Annotated in this window: 8 protein-coding genes and 2 tRNA genes; 5 read left to right on the forward strand and 5 right to left on the reverse strand. The window is 70.8% G+C overall.

Annotated features, from left to right (window positions below; all coding sequences use genetic code 11):
- Positions 1–7: 7 nt before the first annotated feature.
- The gene (locus tag RMN98_RS01820) at positions 8–1,048 is read left to right on the forward strand and encodes a hypothetical protein (RefSeq protein WP_309647096.1); all 1,041 of its coding nucleotides are present in this window, start codon (positions 8–10) and stop codon (positions 1,046–1,048) included.
- A gap of 48 nt (positions 1,049–1,096) precedes the next feature.
- Positions 1,097–1,333 carry a biotin/lipoyl-binding carrier protein gene (locus tag RMN98_RS01825; RefSeq protein ID WP_309647097.1) on the forward strand — a complete coding sequence of 79 codons (237 nt, stop codon included), beginning with the start codon at positions 1,097–1,099 and terminating at the stop codon, positions 1,331–1,333.
- Positions 1,334–1,347: 14 nt separating this feature from the next.
- Here the strand turns inward: RMN98_RS01825 and RMN98_RS01830 are convergent, their stop codons facing one another.
- The 3 genes from RMN98_RS01830 to RMN98_RS01840 form a co-directional block, all read right to left on the reverse strand.
- Complete coding sequence (locus RMN98_RS01830) at positions 1,348–1,716, reverse strand: hypothetical protein (protein WP_309647098.1); 369 nt, start codon at positions 1,714–1,716, stop codon at positions 1,348–1,350.
- Between the two features lie 23 nt (positions 1,717–1,739).
- Positions 1,740–1,827, reverse strand: a tRNA-Ser gene (locus RMN98_RS01835).
- A 42-nt stretch (positions 1,828–1,869) separates the two neighbouring features.
- Complete coding sequence (locus RMN98_RS01840) at positions 1,870–2,244, reverse strand: hypothetical protein (protein WP_309647099.1); 375 nt, start codon at positions 2,242–2,244, stop codon at positions 1,870–1,872.
- Between the two features lie 133 nt (positions 2,245–2,377).
- On the opposite strand from RMN98_RS01840, the gene RMN98_RS01845 reads away from it, so the two are divergent.
- From RMN98_RS01845 to RMN98_RS01855, 3 genes are all read left to right on the forward strand, one after another.
- Positions 2,378–2,842 carry a hypothetical protein gene (locus RMN98_RS01845; protein ID WP_309647100.1) on the forward strand — a complete coding sequence of 155 codons (465 nt, stop codon included), beginning with the start codon at positions 2,378–2,380 and terminating at the stop codon, positions 2,840–2,842.
- A 104-nt stretch (positions 2,843–2,946) separates the two neighbouring features.
- Positions 2,947–3,038 (forward strand) — tRNA-Ser (locus RMN98_RS01850).
- 267 nt (positions 3,039–3,305) lie between these two features.
- Positions 3,306–3,443, forward strand: coding sequence for a hypothetical protein (locus RMN98_RS01855; protein ID WP_309647101.1), 138 nt, complete (start codon positions 3,306–3,308; stop codon positions 3,441–3,443).
- A 214-nt stretch (positions 3,444–3,657) separates the two neighbouring features.
- On the opposite strand, the gene RMN98_RS01860 is transcribed toward RMN98_RS01855, so the two are convergent.
- Together RMN98_RS01860 and RMN98_RS01865 are read right to left on the reverse strand one after the other, a co-directional pair.
- Positions 3,658–4,665, reverse strand: coding sequence for a LuxR family transcriptional regulator (locus tag RMN98_RS01860; protein WP_309647102.1), 1,008 nt, complete (start codon positions 4,663–4,665; stop codon positions 3,658–3,660).
- A 146-nt stretch (positions 4,666–4,811) separates the two neighbouring features.
- Positions 4,812–6,000, reverse strand: a 1,189-nt coding sequence (locus tag RMN98_RS01865; protein ID WP_309647103.1) for a phosphoenolpyruvate carboxykinase (GTP), incomplete at its 5' end; no start/stop codon positions are given.

Raw genomic sequence — 6,000 nt, forward strand, 5'->3', positions numbered from 1 at the left:
GCTCCTCGTGTCCAGGACTGCCGCTCGTCGCCGCGAGGACAAGCCGCCCACCGCCCGGCGGAGGGCTGTGACCGCGCTCGGACGAGGTCGCACACCGGTGGTGTCGTTCCTGGTGCTGGTCGGTGCCGGCCTGGTCGCGCTGGTCTGCGGGATCGTCCCGATCGGACCCGACTGGCTGCCCGGCACCGGCTCGGTGGTCGTCGCCAGCACCTACGCCTGGGCGCTGGCCGCGCGCACCGGTGGTCGTCCGGTCGTCTTCGGCACCCTCGCGATCGTGCTAGGGGTCGTCACGCTCGTGACCGACGACGACTCGCTGCGCACCGGCGCGGCGGTGATGACCTGCGTGGTCGCTGCGGTGCTCGCGGTGATGGCCACCGTCCCCGCGGTGCGCTTCGTCCACGCGGTGCGTGAGTGCCTCATCGCGATGCTGATCGCCGGGGTGGGCGCGCTGGCGACCGTGGGCTTCGAGCCGGCGATCACCGTCGTGCGCTTCGAGTACGCCACCTTCGGGCTGTCCCTCGTGGGCGCCCTGCTCGTGGTCTTCCGGCTCGGCGCCGGCTTCCACGGCCTGGGTCGGCGCGGCCTCGTGATCGTCGTGGTCGGCATGGTGGTCCTGGCCGTCACGCTGCTCTACGCCGAGCTGCTGCGCCGCTACGGCGCCTCCGGGCTGGTCGAGTCGCTGCTCGACCTGGTGCGCTGGAGCCGCGCCAACCTGGGTGCCTTCCCGCGCCCCATCGAGACCGTCCTCGGCATCCCCGCGCTGGCGTGGGGCTGCCACATGCGGGCCCGGCGTCGCCAGGGCTGGTGGGTCTGCGCGTTCGGCGTCGCGGCCACCTCGGCGGTCGCCAACTCGCTGGCCAACCCGGCGATCGCGCTGAGCGAGAGCGGCTTGTCGGTGCTCTACGGGCTCGTCGTCGGCCTGCTGATCGCGCTGGTCGTCATCCGCATCGACCTCGCGCTCACCGGCTCCCGGGGCAGCCGCAGCCGACGCGCCGAGGAGGCCGCCGCCGGGCGGCCCGAGCCTGCGCGGACCAGCGCGCTGCTCTGAGGCCCGGTCGGTTCTCCGTACCGCTCGGTAACGACTAGCGTCCCTGACATGGCCCGTGAACAGGTGACCGAGATCCTCGCCGAGATGGTGGCCAACGTGCTGTCCACCTCCGTCGCAGTCGGCGACACCGTGGCCCCCGGCGACAGCGTGATGCTGCTCGAGTCGATGAAGATGGAGATCCCGGTCCTCGTCGAGGTCGCCGGCACCATCCGCGCCGTCAAGGTCGGCCCGGGCGACGTCGTCCAGGAGGGCACCGTCCTCGTGGAGATCACCCCCGCCGGCTGACACCGTCGGAGCGGTCAGCCCACCTGGAGCAGGAACAGCCCGGTCGCCACCAGCACCAGGACGAGCCCGAGCAGGGCCAGGCGCCTCCGCAGGACCTGCGCGTCCGTGGCGCTCTCCCGCGTGACGCCGCGCCCGTCGGCGTACGGAGAGCCCGCGCCGGCGCGGGTCCCGACCAGGCCGGCGACCACGAGGCAACCGAGCCCGACCAGCTGCACCAGCAGCCGCACCCACGCGCCGCTCTGCACGGCGTTGACGATCACCATCACCAGCAGCACGACGACCAGGCACACGAGCCCGAACCGCAGGTTGGAGGCGGCAGCCGGGTGGGCGCCCGCGCGCGGGGACGCGGAGGCGGTGGCGTCGTGGCGTCCCGAGTCGTCCATGGCGCCATCGTGCCCCACGGGCCTGGCAGAGGGGGCGGGATTCGAACCCGCGGTAGGTCTCCCTACGACCGCTTTCAAGGCGGTTCCGATCGGCCGCTCCGGCACCCCTCCGTGCACGTCCGCAGACGTACGACGCAGGAGTCTAGTGCGACCTCACTCCGAGCCGCCGAGCTCCATCTCCACGTCGTCGTAGGCGATGTCGTGGAGGCGCTGCACGTGGCGGCTGATGTCGACCAGGAGGCGCTTGACGTCGTCGCGCACGCGCTCGACGTCGGCGTTCTCCAGGACGCTCGGACCGAGCGCGCCGAGCCGGCCCAGGAGCTGGTTGCGCTCGCGGAAGGCCGTGCCCCCGCGCGCGGCCAGCCAGCCGTCGTCGGGGTCGGTGCTCTCGCCGATCAGCGCGTCGCGCACGAGGCTGATCCGCTGGCGCACGACCCAGCGCCAGTTGCCGAGGGCGACCCCGTCGGAGCGCGGGACCTCGAGGGCAGCGTCGAGGCTGCGGAGGGCGGCGCTGAGTCCTGGCGTCACGACGGTCACGGCAACCTCCCGGGTGGCCCGGCATCCGGTCGAGGGTCGGGTGGGACCTCGAGCATGGCGGTTGGAGCGGGCCACGACAAGACCGGGTGACGACCGGATTGGCGCGTTGTGTTCAATCGTCTCCATGACCTCGCCCGAGACGTCCGACTATCGGCTCTCCCGACCCTTCGTCGCCCGGTTCGTCGGGGCCTACCTGCTGGTGTTCGCCCTCGTGGTCTTCGGCTTCACCGGGTTCGTGGCGGTCACCGACTCCCTGCCCCCCGACGTCCTGGTGGTGCTGCTCGTCGTGGGGCTGGTCGGCCTGTTCGGGCTGGGCTCGTGGCTGCGCTCCAAGGCCTACGTCGTCCGGCTCGGCGCCGAGGGCTACGAGGTCAAGATGATCCGCGGCGCCGGCGTCAAGCAGGCCGCCTGGAGCGAGGTCGAGGACGTCGTCACCGCGAGCCCGCGCGACATCCCGTGCGTCGTGCTGCGACTGAGCGGCGGGCGCACGACGACCGTCCCGGTCGAGGCCCTCGCCGTCGACCGCGAGCAGTTCGTGCGCGAGCTCCAGGACCACATCGACCGCGGCCTCGGGCTGCGCCCGATCTGAGCCGGTCGAGCCGGGTGCCGGTCAGCAGGAGGGGTGATTGGTCCTCCGGCGGCCGGTCCTTGTAGCCTGTGCGGGCTGCTCCAGGCCGCGTGCCTGGAAGTGGAGGAGGCGTCGCCTAGTCCGGTCGATGGCGCCCGCCTGCTAAGCGGGTTGAGGATAAAACCTCTCGCGGGTTCAAATCCCGCCGCCTCCGCCAAGCGTCCGGTACCTTTCGTCGCACGACGAAGGGTGCCGGGCTCTTCGCACCGCTGACGACCGCACACCGCTCCCTCCCAACTTCACAAATTCTCCCGCCCACCTCCCCCACGTGGGGGATGGGGTCACTGCAGTGCAGATCTGTGCACTGCAGGATTCTGCAATGCACATTTCTGAGGCAACCGATCGCTGTCACCCGTCGGCACCCACCGACCAGACTCGGAGCACGGGCCATTCCGTGGGCCCATTCAGAGAAGGTGGGACTCCCATGAACATTGCTCGCAAGGTTGGCATCACGGTCGCTGCGACGGCCATCTCGCTCGGTCTCCTCGGGGTCTCCGCCCCCGCGCACGCCAAGGACAGCAGCTGGGGCTGCGGCGGCTACTGCAAGGTCTCCACCAGGTAGCTCCCCCCGGTTCGCCACACACGTGAGACCCGGACCCAACTTTCCCCCCACTTGTTGGGTCCCAGCGCCACCCCCCGGCCGGTCTCCACGATGAGTGAGGGCGGTGACTCGATCCAGACTCGAGTCACCGCCCTCGCTGCATTTCAACACGAGGACGCACCGTGCGACCAGACCCCCGGAGGCATCGCCCCTCCGGTGCGGCGGCTCCGTGGCGTCAGTCGGTCTCCTGGGTCTCCTCGGTGCCCGAAACGCCCTGCTGACCCATGGTGTAGCCCAGCTGGAAACGGGTCTCGGCCTCGTACTCGTCCTTGAGGTCCGCCACGTAGCCGGCGTAGGTGCGCGGGCTGACCCCGAGGCGCTTGGCGCTCACCGGGTCGGAGTGGCCCTCGATCAGCATCCGGATCGTCATCGCGCGCTGCTCGGCGGCGATGCCCTTCATCATCGTCGTGTCGCGGTTGGTGAAGGGGCGGGCCCGCTCCCAGGTGCGCTCGAAGATGTCGACCAGGTAGGCGACCACCGACGGCTCGCGGATCGCGATCGCCACCCGGAGGTCGTCGCGCCCCGGGATGACCGCGATGCGGCGGTCGAAGACCAGCATCCGGTTGAAGAACTCGTCCAGCGTGCGCACCTCCGCGCCACGGGCGGTGACGGCGGCGACGTACTTGTGCGTGACGGAGCTGCGCCGCGCGCTGTGCTGGTAGAGCGTGCGCATCTTGGTGCCGCGCTCGAGCATCTGCGTGTCACGCAGGGCGGCGGCGGCGAGCGACTGTGCGTCGCGGCCGGTCTGGGGCTGCGCGGTGAGCAGCTCCTCCTCGCACTCGGAGACCAGGCCGGTGAGGAAGGGTCCGATCGCCTCGTCGTGGATGTGGGTGAACGGCCCGCGCACGGCCGACATCGGCGAGCGGCGCCAGGTCTGGGTGAGGCCACCGAAGACGCGGGCCCAGTGGGAGGACTCGTCGAGCAGCCGCGCACCCTCCTGGCTCAGCGGGGAGACGACGCGCGACTGCACGCTGCTGGGGTCCTCGGGGACCCAGGTGTCGGTCTCCTTGTCGAGCAGCACCAGGCCGAGCTCGACGAGCAGGTCGAAGGCCGGTCGCTGCTCGGAGTCGGGGGCGATGCGCGGGTCGGTGGTCGGGATGCCGCCGAGGGCGACGACGGTCTCGAAGAGGCGGGCGGCGGCACTCTCGAAGAGGGCGCGCTCGTCCGGGCCGTAGCTCGCCACCACCCCAACCTCCCTGTTCAGCCTGCCCCGTGTCCCGCCGTCATGCTCCCACACAGCACATCGGTCCCGCCCAGGTCAGACCTGGACGGGACCGCTGCGGTCGTGCGGTGTCAGCGCTGGGCCGACGGTGGGTCAGCGGCGAGGACTCAGTCCTCCTCGGCCTCCAGGGCGGCGGCGACGCGGCGGTGCGCCTCCCAGATCTCCTCGGGCAGCCGGTCGAACTGCTTGAGGTGCTCCTCGCGGAAGCCCATCTCCTGCTTCCAGCGCTCCACGTCGATCGTCAGGAGCTTCTCGAGGTCCTCGGGCTTGGTCGCCATGCCGTCCAGGACCAGCTCGTCCTCGGTGGGGATGATGCCGACCGGGGTCTGGCGGCCCTTGACCTCGCCGTTCTTGAGCTGCAGCAGCCACAGCAGCGGGCGCAGGTTGTCGCGGTAGCCGTGCCACAGGAAGTGACCGTCCTCCGGGTCGCGCTGGAACCAGTTGACGTGCGCGAAGATCGGCTGCTCCTTCGCGGCGCCGACGATCTTGAGGTAGTGCGCGGCGTAGTCGCCCTCGCCGTAGGCCATGAAGGGCCGGTTGGACATGGGGTCGTAGCGCAGCTGGCCCTCGACGCCCTCGGCGGCGGCCGTGGCCTCGGCGCCGAGCGTCAGACCGTCGTAGACGCCCTCGGCGAGGTCGGTGATCGCCCGGATCAGCGGCTCGCGGTCGCGGGTGCGGCCACCGAAGATGATCGCGTCGATCGGGACGCCCTTGGCGGCGTTGTAGTCGGGCGCGATGTTGGGCACGTTGTCGAGCGTGGTGGTGAAGCGGCTGTTCGGGTGCGCCCACGGCGAGGTGTCGTCGTCCTTGCGGTCCGCGATCGGGGCGCCCATCCAGTCCAGCCACCCGTCGGTGTCGGCCGGTGCCTCGGGCGTCTTGCCCTCCCACCAGACCTCCTGGGTCTTCGGGTTGTAGGCGATGTTCGTGAAGATCGTGCCGGTGCCCGCGTCGACCGAGTGCAGGGCGGTCGGGTTGGTGACCTCGTTGGTGTCCTTCGCGACGCCGAAGACGCCGTACTCCGGGTTCATCCCGTAGAGCTTGCCGTCGGTCTCATCGACCCAGAGCCAGGCGATGTCGTCGCCGTAGAAGGAGACGTGGTAGCGCTCCCCGAGGGCGTCGGGGGCCAGCATCATGGCCAGGTTGGTCTTGCCGGAGGCACTCGGGAAGCCGCCACAGATGTGGTACGTCTTCCCGGTCTCCTTGTCGTGGATCCCGATCAGCATGTACTGCTCGGCGAGGAACTTCTTCGACGCCCAACCGTCGTACGCCGCCTGGCGCAGGCCGTGGGCGATCTTG

This window comes from Nocardioides sp. (assembly GCF_031397825.1).
GTDB lineage: Bacteria > Actinomycetota > Actinomycetes > Propionibacteriales > Nocardioidaceae > Nocardioides.